Genomic DNA, 17,958 nt, shown 5'->3' on the forward strand with positions numbered 1-17,958 from the left:
CTTAATAGCCTTTTGGGCTGGGTGTTGTCTTGATCCTGGCCAGGCAGAGCCACAGGCCTCCAAAAAAGTATTTTTGTTCCCTGATCATGTCCAGTTCCATCCTGGAAGAGACAAGCCCCTGCAGTCCTCCGTTGTTCATGAAGGAAAGGTAGTTTCTGAAGTGGCGTCTCCCGGCCAGGCGTTCAGGTATGCAGGACAGGTAATGGGCTATCCTGGTGGAAAGCCCTTCAATCCGTCCGTGATCAAGCAGAGCTATAACACCGGCAGGCTTGATAATGCGAAGGGCCTCGTCCAGGATTTTCTCCTGGAGTGCTGTCTGGTGTTCATGCAGGGCAAGACTGATAAGGGCGCAGTCAAAAACATGGTCAGCAAAGCCGGTATTGGTGATGTCTTTCAGGTGGTACTCAATATCTTCAGGGGTCTGCTTTCCGGCTATCTGGAGCATGGATGGGGATCTGTCCACTCCATGCGCCTTGATTCCATATTTATGCAAAAAAGCGCACTGGCGGCCGGTTCCACAGCCCAGGTCCACGACATTGCGGATGCCGCTGGAAAAAAGCAGCCTGCAGATGTCCCTGCGAACAGAATCCAGCAGGGGGTTCAGGACCAGGTCATAGACCCGGGATATGGTCTGATAGTCATCAGCAGGGTTCATGGATGGTCCTGGTAAAAGCTGGAGAATTCCTGAAAAAAAGATTCTTTGTCAGTGTAATGGATGGCGTGGATTCCCCTGGACCTGGCCCGGAGCACGTGGGGGAGGTGGTCGTCAATAAAGACGATATCCTCTGGCCGGGCCTTGATCCATTTGGTCAGCTTTTCAAAGATTACCGGATCATTTTTGCTGAGGCCAAGATGAAAGCTGTTAAAGACATGGTCGAAGTGTCCGAAAAAATTATCCCGCTCATTCAGTTCATCCAGCCAGTTGACCTGATCGCTCAAGATGGCGGTTTTGACTTTCTGGTTCCGGAGTCTGACAACAAGCTCCAGCATCCAGGGCCGGAGGACAAAACCTGACAGAATCATGTTTTTCAGCTGAATATTGTTACCCTTGATTCTGGTCTGCCATTTGAATTCCTTCCAGAAATCATCTTCTGATGCCTTGCCTACAAGATAGCCGGAGGAAAGGATGATTTCCCTGGCAGTTTCAAACACTTGATCCCGGCTAAGGGAGGCTTGCTCAGCCATGGCGTGGAGACCGGCCACAAAGCCCTCTTCAGCCAGAACTCCGCCATAATCAAATACAGCCCATTTTATTATCCAGTGGTTCATTTTGACCTTCCCTGAAAATCTTTTTTTTAGCTAAGGGTTGCGTGGGAAAACTGAGCTTTCAGCACCGGGTTAGCCGACTGCTGAAGATCTGTCAGCTGGCTGCCTTGGGGCCAAGTGTTCCAGCCTGCACCTGCTCACAGCCCGCGCTCCTGAACTGCTCATTCCTCTGTACAACAGCCATAACAATGGCCAGTAGTTTGCCTGGCTGATGATTTCTATGGGTCAGAAAGTGGATTCTGGGCCAGAGAAGCAAAAGCCTGCCTGGTCAGATTAAGATCCTGGTCACTCATGTCCGCCCTTAAGGACAACCTGAGCCTGGCCGATCCGGCAGGAACCGTAGGGGGTCTGACCGCACCTGCAAATAAACCCATGGTAACCAGCTTTTGCTGCGCTTTGATGACAATGGGGCTGTCTTTTAAAATTACCGGAATGATCTGAGTGGAGCTCTGGCCGGTGTCAAAGCCTGCTTCATCCAGAAAGCCTTTCATATTCCCGGCCATATTGATGAGGCTGTTTCCTGGTGGCCGGCTGATTATTTCATCCAGAGCAGCCAGGCTGGCTCCGACAGCGGCCGGGGGAAGGGCAGTGGAATAGATGAAGGCCCGTCCTCTGTTGATTATCAGGTCAATAATTGTCCGGCTGGAAGCAATGTATCCGCCGTATGAGCCAAGGGCCTTGCTAAAGGTCCCCATGTGCACATCTATTTCCTTTTCCAGGCCCAGCTCATGGGCCAGCCCCCGGCCCTGTCCGAGAATTCCTGTGGCATGAGACTCGTCCACAACCACCAATACTTTGTTCTTCTTGCATAATCCGACTATTTCCTCTAAAGGAGCCCTATCTCCGTCCATGCTGAAAACCGAGTCTGTGACCAGGATTTTGGCTGGATGCTCCCTGTGTTTTGTCAGCAGGTAGCCAAGGTGATCCATATCAGTGTGGCGATAGCGGACCTGCCTGGACCTGGACAGCACTGTGGCGTCAATAATGGAAGCATGATTAAGGCGATCAGAAAAGACCAGGGTGTCCCGACCGGCCAGAGCACCAAGAATGCACAGGTTGGCTGCATAGCCTGAGCCCGCCACCAGGGCCTTTTCCTGTTTTTTGAACCGGGCCAGAGTGGTTTCCAGTTCATTGTATATATGGTAGTTTCCGGTTATCAGCCTGGAGGCAGAACCGGACGTGCCATATTTTTCAACGGCCCTGATGGAAGCCTGCTTCAATGTTTCTGTGCCAGAGAGTCCCAGGTAATTGTTGGAGGCCAGGTTGAGCAGTTTTTGACCGTTTAGCTCAAGGTAAAGGTCTGCACCGTAGTCTATGCCGGGTATGGCCCTCAGGTCCTGTCCGGCAGCCAGCCTGTTCAGGTCCCGGGAGAATCTGTCGGTTTTCTGCATCAGGCTGATCTCTGTTGAATAATGTTTTGCCAGGGGTGAATTTTCATGAAGTTGAGTCCCACATCCTTTCCCGGTCTTTTTGTTGTTTTGCCCAAAGTGTTCCAGGACCACCGGGGTTTTTTCATGGAGTTCTACAGTAAAAAAACTTATGCGGACCAGGGCCTTGACCTGGATTTTGTTCAGGACAATCATGCCCTGTCAAGTTCCAAAGGAGTCCTGAGAGGGCTTCACTTCCAGGTCCCTCCCATGGATCAGGCCAAACTGGTCCGGGTAACCAGGGGGGCGGTCCAGGATGTGGTGGTTGATCTGAGGTCTGATTCTCCCACCTATGGCAAATGGTTTTCCATAGAGCTTTCAGCCTCAAATTTCAAGCAGCTTCTCATCCCCAGGGGGTTTGCGCATGGATATCTGACCCTGGAGGAAAATACTGAGTTCCAGTACAAGGTTGATGCCTTTTATGATCCGGAGTGCGAAAGAGGGATTCGCTATGACGATCCCGGCCTGAAAATAAACTGGCTTGAGAAAACACCGATTTTGTCGGACAAGGACAGGAATCTGCCCGGCTTAAATGAGTTTGAAAGTCCGTTCAGACTTTAGGGTCAAAGACAATGCAGAGAAACCAGTCAAAAATCCTACGGTTTTTTGGGAAACTGGTTCTGTTTTTTTGCTCCCAGGGTCCTGGAACAGCCAGAATTGTTTTGTGAATTTTTTCTTTTGCTCTTGACACCCAAGGCCTGTCTTGCATAGTGTGGCTGAAATATTTCGTCGAAAAAATGGCTCAATATCTGCGCAGAGTCCTTGAGATTGTTTCAAAGGGCTTTAATGATATTTTGATATAAATTTCTAATACAGGGACGGAATGGAGGAAAAAGTGGCGGAAAAAAAGAAAAGCTATTTGTTGCTCCCCTTTGTAGTGGGCTTTATCGGCGCGCTCGTAATTGGATGGGGCATTTTTCCCAAGCTGCTGTTCAGTGAAAAACAGCAGCCTTTCTGGTTCAGTCACGTCTCTCATGTAGAAGTGGTGGGCATGGACTGTTATGACTGTCACTACTACTATGAAGACGGTTCATTTTCCGGAATCCCGACTACTGAAGAGTGTTCAGTCTGTCACATGGACGTGATGTTCGACGATCCTGATGAGATTGTATTTGTGGAAGAGTACGTCTGGGAGGAGAAAGAGGTCCCCTGGCTGATTTATCAGAAGCAGCCGGACAATGTTTATTTTTCTCATATTGCCCATGAAATGTACGACTGCACAACTTGTCATCCTGATGTGGCGACCGCTGAAAGCTGGCCCAAGTACTATGAGAACAGGCTGACCAAGTACAGCAGAGACACCATGAAGATGTGGGAGTGTGAGCGCTGCCATGCTGAAACGGGTACCAGCAACGCTTGCTATGTATGTCACAAATAAAAAGGGGTAAAAGATGGCACTTGATAGAAGAAGTTTTATTACCTTTGTAGTCGGCGGAGCTGCCGGGACACTATTTACCCCGGTGCCCTGGAAACTGACGGATGATGTATCCATTTGGACCCAGAACTGGCCCTGGATTCCCCAGCTGGAGTATGGTGAACTCTACACCCTGAAGTCCACCTGTAAACTTTGTCCGGCCGGATGCGGACTGGATATCCAGACCGTGGCCGGAAGACCGGTTACAGCCAAGGGCGATCCTGAGCATCCGTTAAGCCAGGGCGGTGTCTGTCCTTTGGGCGGGTGTTCAGTACAACTCCTTTACAGTCCTGCCAGGGTCAAAGGACCCATGAAAAAGACCGGTCCGGGAAGGTTTGAGTCCATAAGCTGGGAAGAAGCCAGGCAGATGGTGGTTGAAAAACTTTCCAACATTAAAGGGACCAATGGTCTGGCATTGATCAGCGGGGATGAAAACGGCACGATCAACCAAGTCCTGTCCGGGTTTGTCGCTTCCATGGGCGGCACCGGGTTTTATCAGATGCCCGGAGATGCTGCAGATGCAGACAGGGCCTGGAAGCTGATGAACGGTCAGGGTCGGATCGGCTATGACCTGGAAAACTCCGATTACGTCCTGATGCTGGGAGCAGATGTTCTGTCCAGCTGGGGAACTGTTGTCCGCAATCAAAAGGCCTTTGGTGCAAAAACAGGCAAATATGTTTATGCTGGTCCCATCCAGACTGGATCGGCAGCGGTTTCGGACCAATGGGTCCCGGTCAGACCCGGTCAGGAACAGTCCCTTGCCCTGGGCATCTGCTATCATCTCCTTGCCGAAGGAAGAGGGCTTGAAGCTTATCCTGGTTTTGGCGCAGTCCGCAGAAACATTATGGCCAATTATGATCCGGCCAAGGTCAGTGCGGCCACTGGTCTGCCTGCAGAAGAGATCAGGAATATCGCCATGGAACTGCTGAGGGCGAACAAACCTTTGGTAATATCCGGTTCGGATTTTGGTCAGGGATCAGGAGCCATGGGTGTAGCTTCAGGCGTCCTGGTGAACATGCTTCTGGGCAATTTCAACCAGGAAGGCGGTCTGGTCGCTCTTCCTGAATCCCCCAAGGTCATTGAGTCAGCCCTTGCCCCGGAGCAGGTGGCGGCCAACAGCCTGGTCAAGCTGATGAGCGATATCAATGCCGGACAAAACGTTCCAGAAGCTGTCCTGGTTTACGAGGCCAACCCTGTTTACGCACTGCCTCAGGCTGAACAGGCTGCCAAGGCCTATGAGGCGATTCCCTTCAAGGTCAGCTTCAGTACCTTTATGGATGAAACTGCCAAGCTGTCTGATCTGGTGCTTCCCAATTCTCATTACCTGGAAAGGCTGGACGATGCATATACTCCTTATGGATCAGGCCGGATGGTTTACAGTGCTGCCAGACCGGTCATTGACCCCATATTCGACACCAAGGAGACAGCTGAGTTCATCTTTGAGCTGGCCTCTCAGCTGGATATCAGCCTGGGCTTCAATTCCCTGGAAAGAGTGATGCAGGCCAAGGCTTCAGCCCTTGGCGGCAACTGGAGAAACATATCCAGAGGCGAAGTCCTTTCCCAGCCAGCCAGGGTGGACCAGGACCAGCTTTCTCTGCCTCAGACCCTGGGAGCAGCAGCTGAAAACGGAAACGGGGAGTATCCTCTTTATCTGGCTCCCCAGGCCAAGATGCGGATTGGAAACGAAAGAATAGCCATTCCTCCCTTTGCAACAGTCACCATTAAGGAAAGTGAGCTTTCTGCCAAGGGATTTTATGTCCAGATGAACAGTGCCACTGCCTTTAAACACAACCTCAGGCAGGGGCAGGCCGTAACTCTGGCCTCGGAAGCTGGAACCTGCAGGGCCCTGGTCAATATTACGGAAGCTGTCATGGATGACGTTGTAGCGGTGCTTATGGGCTTTGGCCACACGGCCTGGGACGAGTTCAGCCAGGGTAAGGGCGACAATGTCTTTAAGCTGCTGACCGTAACTTCCGAGCGTGGCACAGATATACCGGTCTGGAACAGAACCAGAGTAAGGATCGCTTAAATTCGTCTCTAAAGATACAAGAGGTAAAAAATGGCAATATATAAGTTGAAAGAGTTTAAAATCAAATGGGGGATGGTCATTGATCTGGACAAGTGCACCGGATGCGGGGCATGCATGATCTCCTGCCAGGCCGAAAACAATATGGCCCCCATGCCTGATGCCACGGACAAGATGTATTCTCTGACCTGGATGCTGGTGTACAGGCTGACCAATGGCAAGTCCTTCCCGGACCATGACGTGGCCTATCTTCCTAGGCCCTGTGTCCAGTGCGGCAATCCCAATTGTGTCCCGGTCTGTCCGGTCATTGCCACCACCAAGGATGAAGAGGGCGGGATTGTAAGCCAGATTTCTCCCCGGTGTATCGGCTGCAGATACTGCATGGCTGCCTGTCCTTACCATTCAAGGTATTTCAACTGGCATGATCCGGTCTGGCCCCAAGGCATGGAAAAGACCCTGACTCCTTTTACTTCAACCAGGCCCAGAGGTGTGGTGGAAAAATGTCATTACTGCCATCACCGGTTCAAGGCTGCCAAGGAAAAAGCCAGATACGACGGTCGCGACCCCATGAAACTTGGTGAGGACGACTACATTCCAGCCTGCGCTGAGAATTGTCCGACAGGCGCGATAACCTTCGGCGATCTGAAAAATCCTGAACACAAAGTTGCCCAGCTGGCCAAAAGCCCTTACGCCTTCAGGCTTCTGGAAAGGCTTGGAACCGATCCCCAGCTTTATTACATGAGCAAGCGGGAATGGGTGCGCAGGCAGGGCGATAACTACCTTGAACATGAACCGACCAAAGGAGTGTAAGCAATGTTTGATAAAGAATGGCTTCCCGAAGGCGTCGAAAGATGCTCTTTTGGCAAATTTGTGGTCTGGATCGGCTTCCTGGTTGTATTCGTGCTTATGGGTGTATACGCTTCCTACGTAGTCTGGAGCCAGGGCCTGATTACAACCGGTCTGAATAATTATTTCGCCTTTGGCCTGTGGATCGTCTTTGACCTGGCAGTAATCGCCCTGGGAGCCGGAGCCTTTTTCTCAGGCTTTTTGACCTACATCCTGAGGATAGATCAGCTCAAGAACATCATCAACCTGGCTGTGATAGTGGGGTTTGTGTGTTATTCAGGAGCCATGATCATCCTGACTCTGGAAGTTGGTCAGCCCCTGAGGGCCTGGTTCGGCTACTGGCACCCCAACGTCCACTCCATGCTGACCGAAGTAATATTCTGCATCACCTGTTACCTGATTGTTCTGATTATTGAATTCATTCCATTAATCCTGGAGAACAGAAAATTGAACAAGGTCAGATTCCTGCACCATCTGGCCCATAATTTCCATGTATACATGCCTTTATTTGCAGGCATCGGAACCTTTCTTTCCTTTTTCCATCAGGGTTCCCTGGGCGGCATGTACGGTGTCCTGTTCAGCCAGCCTTTTGCCTATCGAGAAGGCTTCTTCATCTGGCCCTGGACATTTTTCCTGTTTGTTGCCTCAGCCATAGCATCAGGCCCGGCATTCACCATGCTGGTGGCTACTTCCATGGAAAAGATCACCGGCCGCAAGCTGGTGGACTTTAAGACCAAGGCCCTCCTTGGAAAAATTGCCGGATCCCTTCTGGTTTTCTATCTGTTCTTCAAGATTCTGGATACCTGGCACTGGGCCATGCAGACCCTGCCCAGAATGGGGCTGACCTTCAGTCAGGTATACAATGAAGTTTACGGAACATGGCTCCTTTGGCTTGAGCTGGGCATCTGCGGCGTCATTCCAGCTGTTCTGCTGGTGGTGCCCAAGTTTCGCAACCAGCCTGGGCTCCTTTACCTGGGAGCCATCCTGGCCTGCATCGGCGTAGTGGTCAACAGATTCGTATTCACGGTTCAGACCCTGGCCCATCCGGTCATGCCCTTTGATACCTGGCAGGTTTATGTGCCTGCCTGGACCGAATGGATGACCTGCATAGAGGTTACAGCCTATTGCATCCTGATTATCAGCCTGTCTTACCGGTATCTGCCGGTCTTTCCCCAGGAAAGAAGGCTTAATGGCTGATAGTTTCTGAAATACATACTCCAAAACTGGGGCATCCTTTAGGGTGCCCCTTTTTTTTGGCCCAGGCTCATGGAGTGGTTTGGAAAAAAGCTTGTTGAAAGTATTGGTAAAATAAAATATATATTATGAATATTTTAAAAAATATACTTTGCCCGGAATAAAGCGAGGAAGATTGATGGACGTGTGCATAGTTGGGACAGGATATGTCGGCCTTGTTTCGGCTGCCTGTTTTGCTGAAATGGGAAACAGGGTCTTTTGCGTGGATGTCAACCCCAAGGTGGTTGAAAGCCTGAACAGCGGCAAAATCCATATTTTTGAACCAGGACTTGAAGAGCTGGTCCAGCGTAATCACAAGCAGGGCAGGCTTTTTTTTACCACAGACTTGAAGGAAGGCCTCTCAGGAAGCCTCTTTGTGTTCATTTGCGTAGGCACACCTCCGGGTGATGGCGGGCGGGCTGATATGTCCTATGTTTATCAGGTGGCCAGGGAGGTGGGCAAAACCATGGAAGATTACAAAATCATTGTGGACAAATCCACGGTTCCTGTTGGTACTGCAGACAGGGTCAGGTCGCTGGTTCAGGAGGAACTGGACCGAAGAGGAGAGAATTTTGAATTCGACGTGGTGTCCAATCCGGAGTTTCTCAAGGAAGGTGACGCTGTTTCTGATTTTATGAAGCCGGACAGAGTCATTGTAGGAACGGATAACATCCGGACCGCAGAACTGCTCAAGGCTCTATACTCTCCCTTTGCCAGGAGCAGGGATAAACTCATTGTAATGTCTGTCCGCAGTGCAGAGATGACCAAATACGCTGCCAACTGCATGCTGGCCACTAAAATCTCTTTTATTAATGAAATGGCCAACATCTGTGAAAAGGTTGGCGCAGATATCGGCGACGTCCGGGCAGGCATCGGATCTGACCACCGCATTGGCTACCATTTTATCTATCCTGGAGTTGGATACGGGGGCTCGTGCTTTCCCAAGGATGTCAAGGCACTCATTGGTACGGCCCATGACTATGGCTATAAACCCAGGGTGCTGGAAGCGGTGGACAGTCTGAACCAGGACCAGAAGAGGCTCCTGGCTGAAAAGATCATTGACTACTTCGAGTCCCAGGGAGGAGTGTCTGGCAGGCGTCTGGCTCTTTGGGGGCTTGCATTCAAGGCCAACACCGATGACATCAGAGAAGCTCCGTCCATGGAACTGATCCGGGAGCTGACCGGAAAAGGGATGAAAATCAGAGCCTACGACCCGGAGGCAGGTCAAAAGGCCGCTGAAGAACTGGCCGGCAATAATCTGGTTGAGATATGTAATGATCAGTACGAGGCTCTGGCAGGGGCTCATGCCTTGGCTGTGGCTACTGAATGGAATCAGTTCAGAAATCCTGATTTCGCCAGAATCAGAGGTGACCTTGTCCAGCCAGTGATTTTTGATGGCCGAAATCTTTATTCCCCCAGGCTGGTCAGTGACCTGGGTTTTGCCTATTTTTGCGTAGGCAGATGCCCGGTATTACCGGGGCAGGAAATGGATGCAGGTGAAAAGCTGGCAGTGGGAAGCGGGAGAAGTTGAATGGTCGGGATGCGGGGATTCGAACCCCGGGCCTCAGCGTCCCGAACGCTGCGCTCTACCAAGCTGAGCCACATCCCGACAAGATTTTTGACCTTTAGTCCAGAGCGGCCCAAAAATCAATATAAAAAGAACTGGATCATGTTGACCGATTTCAGTTTTACTGGATCCGGTGATGGGCGGCTACTGGAGATCCTTGCAGAAATTTTGGCACTCAGTTCTGCCTGGATTGCCAGAGGTACAGCCCTGCTGTATGGCGTCGAGGCCTGAGGATGGCCCATGAAGCAGACTCATTTTGATTATATTTTGTCCCACAAGGAACTGTGCTGATGGAAGTTAAGAATGACGCGGTGAAAATTCTGGTTGTTGATGACGAAGAAAGTCTCAGGGAGATCTGCAAGGACGCCCTTGTAGATGAGGGCTATCAGGTCCTCCAGGCTGAAGATGGTCGAGAGGCGTTGAGTATTCTGGCCGCCAATGATGACATCGACCTGATAGTCTCGGATCTGAGAATGCCGGTTATGAACGGGCTGGAGCTGCTGGAAAAGATCAAGGAAGTGAACCTGGATATAGATTTCCTGGTCATGACCGGTTTCGCCACCATTGAAACTGCGGTGGAATGCATGAAAATGGGGGCTGCTGACTATCTTCCCAAGCCTTTTAACATTAATCACCTGCTGGTCAAAGTCAGCAAGGTGGTCAAGGCCAGGAGGGCGAAGCAGGAACGGAAAAGGCTGAGCAATATTGTCCGCATGCTCAACTTAAGCAACGCCCTCAATGCCCAGCTGGACCTGAAGTCCATATGTTATGAGTTTGTGCTCCAGGTTCAGAGAAATTTTTCACCAGAAAGTGCGGTTTTGTTTATCCAGAAAGATCAGGGAAACAGCCTGGGCAAGGCCGTTGTCCGGGGAAGGCTTTTCAGAGAAGACCCTGACTTTTTTGCCAGGGTTCAAAAGCTGGCCCAGGACTCATTGGAGAATGGATCGTCCTATCTGCTGGACAAGACCAGGGCTCAGGAACTGGCTATGTTTTCCGGACAGGAGTTCCCCTATTCAATGCTTGTGGTCCCTCTTTTTTCCAGGATGAAAAAAGTCGGGGTGATAGTCCTGATTCGCAGAGACACTCAGCTGTTCACCAATGACGACCTCCAGCTTTTGAGTGTTTTTGCCGCTCATGTGGCCACAGCCATTCAGAACGCCAAAATGTACACCCGAATGCGGGATCAGAATATTGACATCATCAGATCCTACGCCAAAGCGGTTGAAGCCAAGGATTACTATACCAAGGGACATTCAGAGAGGGTCGCAGTCTACGCCATCAAACTGGGGAGTTATTTAAAGCTCGATACCAAGGAACTGGAAGCCCTTTATACCTCAGGTGTGCTTCACGACATCGGAAAGATAGGTATCCCGGATCATATTTTAAACAAGCCGTCCAGACTGGACGAGGAAGAATTCGAAGTCATGAAGTCCCACCCCAGCATTGCAAGGGACATTCTTTCACAGGTATGGTCCTTGAAGCATACCCTGCCGGTAGTTTATCACCACCATGAAAGGATCGACGGCAAGGGGTATCCGGATGGGATAATGAATGGCCAGATACCTTTCCTGGCCAAGGTGATCAGCGTGGTGGACGCATTTGAGGCCATGACCTCTGACCGGGCTTACCGCAGGGCTCTGGACTGGGAAAAGGCCCGGGATATTCTGCTCCAGGGCAGCGGGACCCAGTGGGAAAGCGATTTGGTGGACAGGTGGGTCAAACTGGTTTCTGAAATCGGATTTGACAATATTCAGAACGATACCCAGGACAATACCCTGCATTTTCACAGGAGTCATTAGCAGGATTTTTGGGGGCGGTCTTTTGATCGAGGTATGTTTTAATGGATACAGGCAACTAATTTTGGAAAAATTATGAATATTATCAAGGTGGTTGTGGTTGATGATTCGGCCTTTATGCGCAAGGCCATAAGCACCATGCTCAAAAAAGATCCGGGCATCGAAGTGGTGGGAATAGCCAGGAACGGCCAGGAAGGCCTGGACATGGTTCGAAAGCTGGATCCGGATGTGGTGACTATGGACATTGAGATGCCGGTTATGGACGGACTGACTGCTCTCCGGCATATCATGATGGAAATGCCCAGGCCAGTGATCATGGTCAGCTCCCTGACTACTGAAGGGGCTGAGGCAACTCTTAAGGCCATGGATTACGGGGCAGTGGATTTTATCTCCAAGCAGCTTTCCAAGGTCAGCCTGGATATCGTTAAAATTGAAAAGGATTTACAGTCCAAAGTCAGGGCGGTGGCCAGGAAGCGGACCCAGATGACCCGTCTGGCTGCACTGCAGCGCCCCAGAAAGTTCAAAAAGCCGGTCAAGGAGATCACGCCAGCATCTGGAAGACTGATCCGGGATATTGTCGCCATAGGGGTGTCCACAGGCGGTCCTCCTGCCGTGCAAAAGGTATTGTCTGACCTGCCCGAGAACTTTCCAGGTTCAATACTTGTTGCCCAGCATATGCCAGGGGCGTTTACTGGACCCTTTGCCAAGCGCCTCAACGACTCCACAGGGCTAAATGTCAAGGAAGCTGAAAACGGGGATCAGATTAGACCTGGCTGGGTTTACATCGCTCCTGGAGGAAGCCATCTGAAGATAAATCAGAAGGTCTCCAGGATTGATGTTTTGGTTTCATCCGAGCCGGCCGATGCTCTGTACAAGCCTTCGGTCAATGTCTTGTTCTCATCCGTGGCTGATGGAGTGGGTAAACGTGCCCTTGGAGTAGTGCTCACCGGCATGGGAAGCGACGGTCTCCTGGGAGCCAGGGACTTGAAGGCCAGGGGCGGTTTGCTTTTGGCTCAGAGCGAGGATTCCTGTGTTGTATATGGAATGCCCAAGGCTGTTGTTGAGGACGGGCTGGTGGACCAGGTGGTGGACCTGGAGGATATGTCCGTAATGATCAATGCCTGCTTGTATGAAAGCAATATTCAGCAGGCCGGGTAAGGGTGCCTGAAACCAGGTAAACAAGGCGGTTGCTTATGTATGAAATGACCTCGACTCAGGTACTTGCGGCTTTGGAGAGCAGTGATCCTGAAAAACAAAGGGAGGGCGCCTTTGCAGCCAGGGATCTTAATCTGGTGGAGGCGGTTCCCCTTCTGGTCGGTCTTCTGGAAAGCACGAGCCTGGGAGCCCAGGAAGCAGCTGACATGGCTCTGAGGAAGATCGGGGGCCAGGAGAGCGTTCAGGCCCTGATACCCCTTTTGCGAAGCGATTCGGCCCAGATCCGGAACCTGGCCATGGACATCCTCAGACATGTTGGCAGTCAGGACATTGATTCCCTGATTGAGCTTTTGAACGATGATGATCCGGACATGCGGATCTTTGCATCTGATATCCTGGGCGCAACAAAGTCATATCTTGGAGTAAACCCCCTCTGCCAAGTCCTGCTCCATGACCCGGAGGTCAATGTCCGGTATCAGGCTGCAGTCAGTCTTGGTGAGCTGGGCCGGCCTGAGGCATCCCAATGCCTGAACAGGGCTTTTCAGGATGAGGAATGGGTCCAGTATTCAGTAGTGGAAGCCCTTTCCAAGTTGAGGGACGAGTCCTCCACTAATGCTTTGATTAAAGCCTTGAAGGATTGTTCAGAGCTGGTCTGCTCCATGATTGTGGACGCCCTTGGAGAAATGGGCAATGTCAAAGCTGTGCCCATGCTCCTGAAGAGGATGGAGTCTTCACCAACAGCCCTGACAAACAAGATCGCCAAGGCTGTGATCAAGATCCTGGGGGCCAAAGTTGCAGTATTTATGAGTGATGCGGAAAAGGATAGATTAAAGGACTATCTGTTGGCTGCTCTGGAAGACGATGATGTGGATACCCAGGATGTGGCTGTTGTGGGGCTGGGCTATGTGGGGAATGAAAAGGCTTCGGCCAGGATTCTGAAGTTAGCTTCCAGCTTTGATCCAGATATGGATACAGATCGGCTGAACAGGGCTGAGGCAGCTCTGGTGTCCATCGGCTATACCGATTCTCTGGCTCTGGGGCTCATGTCGGATAATGAAGCCAAGGCCATGGTGGCTGTCAGGGCCCTTGGGAAGATCAGCAGTCCTCAGGCAGTTGAACGCCTGATGGAAGCCTTTGACAAGAAAAACCGGGATGTGCAGCGGGAAATCACCCGGGAGCTGTACAGATCAGCCGGATCTGAAGCAGCTGATTTTTTTGCCCGGATCCTCAGGACCCATGATGACGGGGATGTCCTGAAAAACAGTTTAAGGTTCATAGGCAACAAGCTCAGGGATGAAAACCGGGTTCAGGATATTATGAATTTTCTGGAGCACCCCTGGGATGATGTTAAAGAGGTGGCCCTTGATTCGGTACTGACTATTGGCGGAGAAAAAGTACTGCAGGAATTTTTACCCATGTTCGAAAGCAGGGACCCTTTGAAAAGGCTTATGGCGGTGTACGCCTTTGGACGACTTGGAGCGACGGAGAATATAGCTTTGCTCAAGAAGGCTCTGGGTGATGAGCACCCTGATGTCAGGAAGATGGCCATTGAATCCATGACCAATGTCTGCCCCGAAGACCGGGAGGTTATTTCCCTGGTCCAAAGACTCCTTCAGGACCAGAACAGGGAAGTCCGCCTTGCACTGGTGGAGTTTTTCAGCAAGTGCCCCCATCCGGAAACCACTGATCACCTTATCCAAATCCTTGACGACCCTGATGAGTGGGTCAGGATAAGAGCCATTGAGGCCCTGGGTGAAAGAAAGGCCTCCCAAGTGGTACCCAGGATCATATCCCTTTGGGACGAGAGTTCCAAGCTGCAAAAAATCAAGATTGTCGAATCACTGGGCGGGATCGGAGGAGCCAGCTCATTCAGGGCACTGCTGGACATCCTTGATGATCCGGATCCGGAGATCCAGGATGCAGCTGAAAGGACCCTGGACAGGCTGCAGGAACAGGATATGGAGTAACCCTTGATGAACTTGTTTTCTAAGAGCATAACCCTTCGAAAAGACTTGAAGATCGGGGATGAAGAGTTTGTCCAGTTGCGGGATTTCATCTACGGGCAAAGCGGAATATTCATTGGCGACAACCGCAAGTACCTGTTGGAAAACCGTCTGGCCAACAGGCTCAAGGAAAATAACCTTAAAAGCTTTGGCGAGTATTATTATTTTCTGCGTTATGATCCCGGCCGTAAAGCTGAGTTGAACAAGCTGTTTGAAGTCATAACCACCAATGAAACCAGTTTTTTCCGTAATCCGCCTCAGATCAAGGTATTTCAGGATGTGGTACTGAAAAAGATCCTGCAGGAAAAAAGGACAAAATCACAGAGAAATCTGCATATCTGGTCAGCAGGATGCTCAACCGGGGAAGAGCCTTATACCCTGTCCATAGTCCTGCACGAAGTGCTCAAGAATGAACTGGAACAGTGGAGGATCAGGATAACGGCCAACGACCTGTCTGCTGGGGTGCTGGCTGCGGCAAAAAGGGCTGTATATTCCCAGTACAGCCTCAGGACCACTCCGCCGGAGATCACCAAAAGATACTTTGCTGAAGAAAGTCCGGGCAGATTCATACTGCAGGACCGGGTCAAGAGACTTGTGGAGTTCGGACAGATAAATCTGAGTGACCGGTTTCAGCTGAAAAGGGTACCCAGATCCGACGTAGTTTTTTGTCGAAATGTGATCATCTATTTTGATGATGAAATGAAGAAAAACGTGATCAGTTCATTTTACGACAACCTCTTGCCAGGGGGTTACCTTTTAATCGGTCATTCCGAATCTCTGCATAATATTTCCAGGGCGTTTCGGCCGATTCACCATCCGGGAGCCATTGTGTATCTAAAGGAGGGATAGGCTTATCAAAGAGGATCAAGACAGACGGGAATATACCAGGATCCCCAAGAAGTTCAGGGTGGAAATCCAGGAACTGCTTTTTCCCTTAAGCAGTCAAAAAAAGACCCGGGTTGAATCGGCTGACATAAGCGAAGGCGGGCTCAGGGTCAGTTGTAACAGACGATTCAGCAACAACCAGAAGGTTCAGGTCAAGGTTTTCATTCCAAGTCTGAACAAATACCATCCCGGCTTTTTCAAGGTTTTTGAAAGTGATACTGGACAGTTTCTCCAGGCTGTGGCTGAAGTGGCCTGGGCCAGGGAAGTGGTTCCTCTGGTCAAATATGAACTGGGGCTGAGGTTTGTCGATGTATATGAAGACGACTGGCAGGCGTTGCGAAAACTTATTCTGAAGTTCAAGCCGTAAGTCATACAAAGGGGTTTGGTTTGCCGGGTTACACAATCGCAGTGGCCAATCAAAAAGGTGGAGTTGGAAAGACCACCACCGCCCTGAGTCTTGGATCGTCTTTTGCCCTGATGGGGAAAAAGACCCTGGTCCTGGATCTTGACCCCCATGCCTGTGCTTCCATTCATCTTGCCTTTTTCCCGGAAAAGACCCAGCGTACGGCCCTGGATATATTCAAAGCCCATTCTGATATTTCTGCAGTGGGCAAGGGCCCGGTTTATCAGGACCGCACAAGATCCAGCTTTGACTTTGTGCCCAGCAGCATCCACCTGGCCGAACTGGACGCGGATCTCAAGGATGTGCCCGGCAAGGGGCTTATTTTAAAAAAATGGCTGGGCCAGGTAAAAAAAGACTATGATGTTGTTATTATCGACTGTCCTCCCCAGATGGGAGTTATCCTGGTCAATGCCCTGGTGGCCTCGGATCTGGTGATTATTCCTACTCAGACCGATTTTCTGGCCCTGCACGGATTCAAATTGATTTTCGATACCATGCGTCTGCTAAACAAAGCTCTGGAAAAACCGATAAAATATAAAGTGCTGGCCACCATGTATGATCGACGGGCAGGGGCCTGCAGGCGAATATTGAATATTCTCAGAAAAAAGATGGGTCCGAGGTTTTTTGAAACGGTCATCAATACTGATACCAAGTTCAGGGAGTCCAGCGCCAAGGGAAAGGTAATCCATGAATATGCTCCCAAATCCAGGGGTGCTCTGGAATACCTGCTGCTGGCCAAGGAAATAGCAAAAGGCTTGTAAGAATGAAGACACCGGAACAGTACTTTGAAGAACAGGAATTTGACCTGGAAGCTTCCCCAGTTGAAAGTGAGCCATCCCCCAAAGAGAAGTTATTCATTCAGAAATACCTTGGGGGAGAGTCTGAGCAGACTAGGGCATCGCTGGCCCAAGCCGACGATTCCGAGTCATTGCAGGTTCCACAGGCCCCGGTTTTATCCCGGGAATCCGGCTTCAAAGAAAGACAGGCTGTCCCTAAGGCAAAGACCGGTACTGACAGGAGCGATCTGGCCAGACTCAGGGGGCTGGACGAAGTTCAGCTGGTCAGTTTTTTCCTGGATGAACAGGAATACGCATTGCCCATCGAAACGGTAAAGGAAGTCATCAAGTTTATCCAGCCCACCAGGCTGCCTGCCGCGCCCAGTTATCTTGAAGGTGTTGTCAATCTTCGGCAGAAGGTGACGCCCATAGTCAGGCTGGCTTATCTTCTCAATCCGAGCAGGGAGCATCATCCTCAAAGCAAATTTATTGTGGTCTGCCATCAGGAAGGCTTCCAGGTCGGCCTTTTGGTTGAGAGCATCGCCACCATGTACAGGATGCCGGGTAAGGATATTGAATGGAATGTCGAGTCAGTCCTTGGGATGAGCTCCAGCTACGTATCAGCATTGATTAAAAACCGGGAAAAGATTATTTCAATTCTGTCCATTGACAGGATCGTTGATCATCTCCTGTCAGAGTAGTTTTGAACAGCAAAAGACGGCTGCCGATTTAAGACATTTAGTTGGGAGGAGCTATGCCCAAGCATATAATGGTCGTGGATGATTCCAAGACAGTGGTCAATCTGATCGCCTTCATTGTTAAAAAAGAAGGGTTCCAGGTAACCACGGCCGAGGACGGCCTGGACGCCCTGGAAAAACTTTATTCCACGCCTGGAATTGATCTGATTATTTCTGATGTTAACATGCCAAGGATGGATGGGTTTACTTTTGTCAAGAATCTCAGAGAACAGGAAGCCTTCAGAGATACACCAATAATCATTCTTTCCACTGAAGGACAGGAAAAAGATATTCAGCAAGGCCTGGGATTGGGTGCCAATCTTTACATGGTCAAACCGGCCCAGCCCGACATGCTGGTTAAAAATGTTAAAATGCTTTTGGGATGATCATCAGATTTCCTCCAAATAACTTTCAATTATCAGGA

Annotated in this window: 17 protein-coding genes and 1 tRNA gene; 14 read left to right on the forward strand and 4 right to left on the reverse strand. The window is 50.5% G+C overall.

From position 1 onward, the window contains the following. Position 1 precedes the first annotated feature (1 nt). The 3 genes from P771_RS0104475 to P771_RS0104485 all read right to left on the reverse strand — a co-directional run bounded on the left by P771_RS0104475 (position 2) and on the right by P771_RS0104485 (position 2,657). Positions 2 to 655 (reverse strand): class I SAM-dependent methyltransferase, encoded by a 654-nt coding sequence (locus tag P771_RS0104475; protein ID WP_028574194.1) that lies wholly within the window; start codon positions 653 to 655, stop codon positions 2 to 4. Further along, positions 652 to 1,269 (reverse strand): HAD family hydrolase, encoded by a 618-nt coding sequence (locus tag P771_RS0104480; RefSeq protein WP_028574195.1) that lies wholly within the window; start codon positions 1,267 to 1,269, stop codon positions 652 to 654. Before P771_RS0104480 ends, P771_RS0104475 begins: the two co-directional genes overlap by 4 nt. A 215-nt stretch (positions 1,270 to 1,484) precedes the next feature. After that, positions 1,485 to 2,657, reverse strand: coding sequence for an aminotransferase class I/II-fold pyridoxal phosphate-dependent enzyme (locus tag P771_RS0104485; protein ID WP_051617108.1), 1,173 nt, complete (start codon positions 2,655 to 2,657; stop codon positions 1,485 to 1,487). 45 nt (positions 2,658 to 2,702) lie between these two features. Between P771_RS0104485 and rfbC the strand changes: the two genes are divergently transcribed. From rfbC to P771_RS16450, 6 genes are all read left to right on the forward strand, one after another. Further along, the gene (gene rfbC, locus P771_RS0104490) at positions 2,703 to 3,254 is read left to right on the forward strand and encodes a dTDP-4-dehydrorhamnose 3,5-epimerase (protein ID WP_028574197.1); all 552 of its coding nucleotides are present in this window, start codon (positions 2,703 to 2,705) and stop codon (positions 3,252 to 3,254) included. A 262-nt stretch (positions 3,255 to 3,516) separates the two neighbouring features. Next, on the forward strand, positions 3,517 to 4,071 hold the full coding sequence (gene qrcA / locus P771_RS0104500; protein ID WP_028574198.1) for a menaquinone reductase multiheme cytochrome c subunit QrcA: 555 nt from the start codon (positions 3,517 to 3,519) through the stop codon (positions 4,069 to 4,071). Between the two features lie 13 nt (positions 4,072 to 4,084). Beyond that, positions 4,085 to 6,136, forward strand: a complete 2,052-nt coding sequence (gene qrcB / locus P771_RS0104505) for a menaquinone reductase molybdopterin-binding-like subunit QrcB (RefSeq protein ID WP_028574199.1) — start codon at positions 4,085 to 4,087, stop codon at positions 6,134 to 6,136. A 36-nt stretch (positions 6,137 to 6,172) separates the two neighbouring features. Next, positions 6,173 to 6,943 (forward strand): menaquinone reductase iron-sulfur cluster-binding subunit QrcC, encoded by a 771-nt coding sequence (gene qrcC, locus P771_RS0104510; RefSeq protein WP_161635944.1) that lies wholly within the window; start codon positions 6,173 to 6,175, stop codon positions 6,941 to 6,943. 3 nt (positions 6,944 to 6,946) lie between these two features. Further along, positions 6,947 to 8,176, forward strand: a complete 1,230-nt coding sequence (gene qrcD, locus P771_RS0104515) for a menaquinone reductase integral membrane subunit QrcD (RefSeq protein WP_028574201.1) — start codon at positions 6,947 to 6,949, stop codon at positions 8,174 to 8,176. A 175-nt stretch (positions 8,177 to 8,351) separates the two neighbouring features. Then, positions 8,352 to 9,743 (forward strand): UDP-glucose dehydrogenase family protein, encoded by a 1,392-nt coding sequence (locus P771_RS16450; RefSeq protein ID WP_051617109.1) that lies wholly within the window; start codon positions 8,352 to 8,354, stop codon positions 9,741 to 9,743. Between the two features lies 1 nt (position 9,744). Here the strand turns inward: P771_RS16450 and P771_RS0104525 are convergent. Further along, a tRNA-Pro gene (locus P771_RS0104525) sits at positions 9,745 to 9,821 on the reverse strand. A gap of 248 nt (positions 9,822 to 10,069) precedes the next feature. Here P771_RS0104525 and P771_RS0104535 point away from each other — a divergent pair. From P771_RS0104535 to P771_RS0104570, 8 genes are all read left to right on the forward strand, one after another. Further along, positions 10,070 to 11,578, forward strand: coding sequence for an HD domain-containing phosphohydrolase (locus P771_RS0104535; protein ID WP_028574202.1), 1,509 nt, complete (start codon positions 10,070 to 10,072; stop codon positions 11,576 to 11,578). Between the two features lie 78 nt (positions 11,579 to 11,656). Then, on the forward strand, positions 11,657 to 12,733 hold the full coding sequence (locus P771_RS0104540; RefSeq protein ID WP_028574203.1) for a protein-glutamate methylesterase/protein-glutamine glutaminase: 1,077 nt from the start codon (positions 11,657 to 11,659) through the stop codon (positions 12,731 to 12,733). Positions 12,734 to 12,768: 35 nt separating this feature from the next. Then, positions 12,769 to 14,697 (forward strand): HEAT repeat domain-containing protein, encoded by a 1,929-nt coding sequence (locus tag P771_RS0104545; RefSeq protein ID WP_244147288.1) that lies wholly within the window; start codon positions 12,769 to 12,771, stop codon positions 14,695 to 14,697. A 3-nt stretch (positions 14,698 to 14,700) separates the two neighbouring features. Further along, positions 14,701 to 15,582 carry a CheR family methyltransferase gene (locus tag P771_RS0104550; RefSeq protein ID WP_028574205.1) on the forward strand — a complete coding sequence of 294 codons (882 nt, stop codon included), beginning with the start codon at positions 14,701 to 14,703 and terminating at the stop codon, positions 15,580 to 15,582. Between the two features lie 4 nt (positions 15,583 to 15,586). Continuing rightward, complete coding sequence (locus P771_RS0104555; RefSeq protein ID WP_028574206.1) at positions 15,587 to 15,985, forward strand: PilZ domain-containing protein; 399 nt, start codon at positions 15,587 to 15,589, stop codon at positions 15,983 to 15,985. Positions 15,986 to 16,005: 20 nt separating this feature from the next. After that, on the forward strand, positions 16,006 to 16,782 hold the full coding sequence (locus tag P771_RS0104560) for a ParA family protein (protein ID WP_028574207.1): 777 nt from the start codon (positions 16,006 to 16,008) through the stop codon (positions 16,780 to 16,782). A gap of 2 nt (positions 16,783 to 16,784) precedes the next feature. Then, positions 16,785 to 17,498 (forward strand): chemotaxis protein CheW, encoded by a 714-nt coding sequence (locus P771_RS0104565; protein WP_028574208.1) that lies wholly within the window; start codon positions 16,785 to 16,787, stop codon positions 17,496 to 17,498. Positions 17,499 to 17,551: 53 nt separating this feature from the next. Continuing rightward, on the forward strand, positions 17,552 to 17,920 hold the full coding sequence (locus P771_RS0104570; RefSeq protein WP_028574209.1) for a response regulator: 369 nt from the start codon (positions 17,552 to 17,554) through the stop codon (positions 17,918 to 17,920). Positions 17,921 to 17,958 lie beyond the last annotated feature (38 nt).

The organism is Desulfonatronovibrio hydrogenovorans DSM 9292 (genome assembly GCF_000686525.1).
In the GTDB taxonomy this organism is placed as follows: domain Bacteria; phylum Desulfobacterota; class Desulfovibrionia; order Desulfovibrionales; family Desulfonatronovibrionaceae; genus Desulfonatronovibrio; species Desulfonatronovibrio hydrogenovorans.

Bases quoted from the DNA above. Each gene is read 5' to 3' on its own strand.
- qrcD (WP_028574201.1), top strand. From the start codon at position 6,947: ATGTTTGATAAAGAATGGCTTCCCGAAGGCGTCGAAAGATGCTCTTTT.
- P771_RS16450 (WP_051617109.1), top strand. From the start codon at position 8,352: ATGGACGTGTGCATAGTTGGGACAGGATATGTCGGCCTTGTTTCGGCT.
- qrcB (WP_028574199.1), top strand. From the start codon at position 4,085: ATGGCACTTGATAGAAGAAGTTTTATTACCTTTGTAGTCGGCGGAGCT.
- P771_RS0104480 (WP_028574195.1), bottom strand. From the start codon at position 1,269: ATGAACCACTGGATAATAAAATGGGCTGTATTTGATTATGGCGGAGTT.
- P771_RS0104570 (WP_028574209.1), top strand. From the start codon at position 17,552: ATGCCCAAGCATATAATGGTCGTGGATGATTCCAAGACAGTGGTCAAT.
- P771_RS0104485 (WP_051617108.1), bottom strand. From the start codon at position 2,657: ATGCAGAAAACCGACAGATTCTCCCGGGACCTGAACAGGCTGGCTGCC.
- P771_RS0104545 (WP_244147288.1), top strand. From the start codon at position 12,769: ATGTATGAAATGACCTCGACTCAGGTACTTGCGGCTTTGGAGAGCAGT.
- P771_RS0104475 (WP_028574194.1), bottom strand. From the start codon at position 655: ATGAACCCTGCTGATGACTATCAGACCATATCCCGGGTCTATGACCTG.
- P771_RS0104535 (WP_028574202.1), top strand. From the start codon at position 10,070: ATGGAAGTTAAGAATGACGCGGTGAAAATTCTGGTTGTTGATGACGAA.
- qrcA (WP_028574198.1), top strand. From the start codon at position 3,517: ATGGAGGAAAAAGTGGCGGAAAAAAAGAAAAGCTATTTGTTGCTCCCC.
- P771_RS0104565 (WP_028574208.1), top strand. From the start codon at position 16,785: ATGAAGACACCGGAACAGTACTTTGAAGAACAGGAATTTGACCTGGAA.
- rfbC (WP_028574197.1), top strand. From the start codon at position 2,703: ATGAAGTTGAGTCCCACATCCTTTCCCGGTCTTTTTGTTGTTTTGCCC.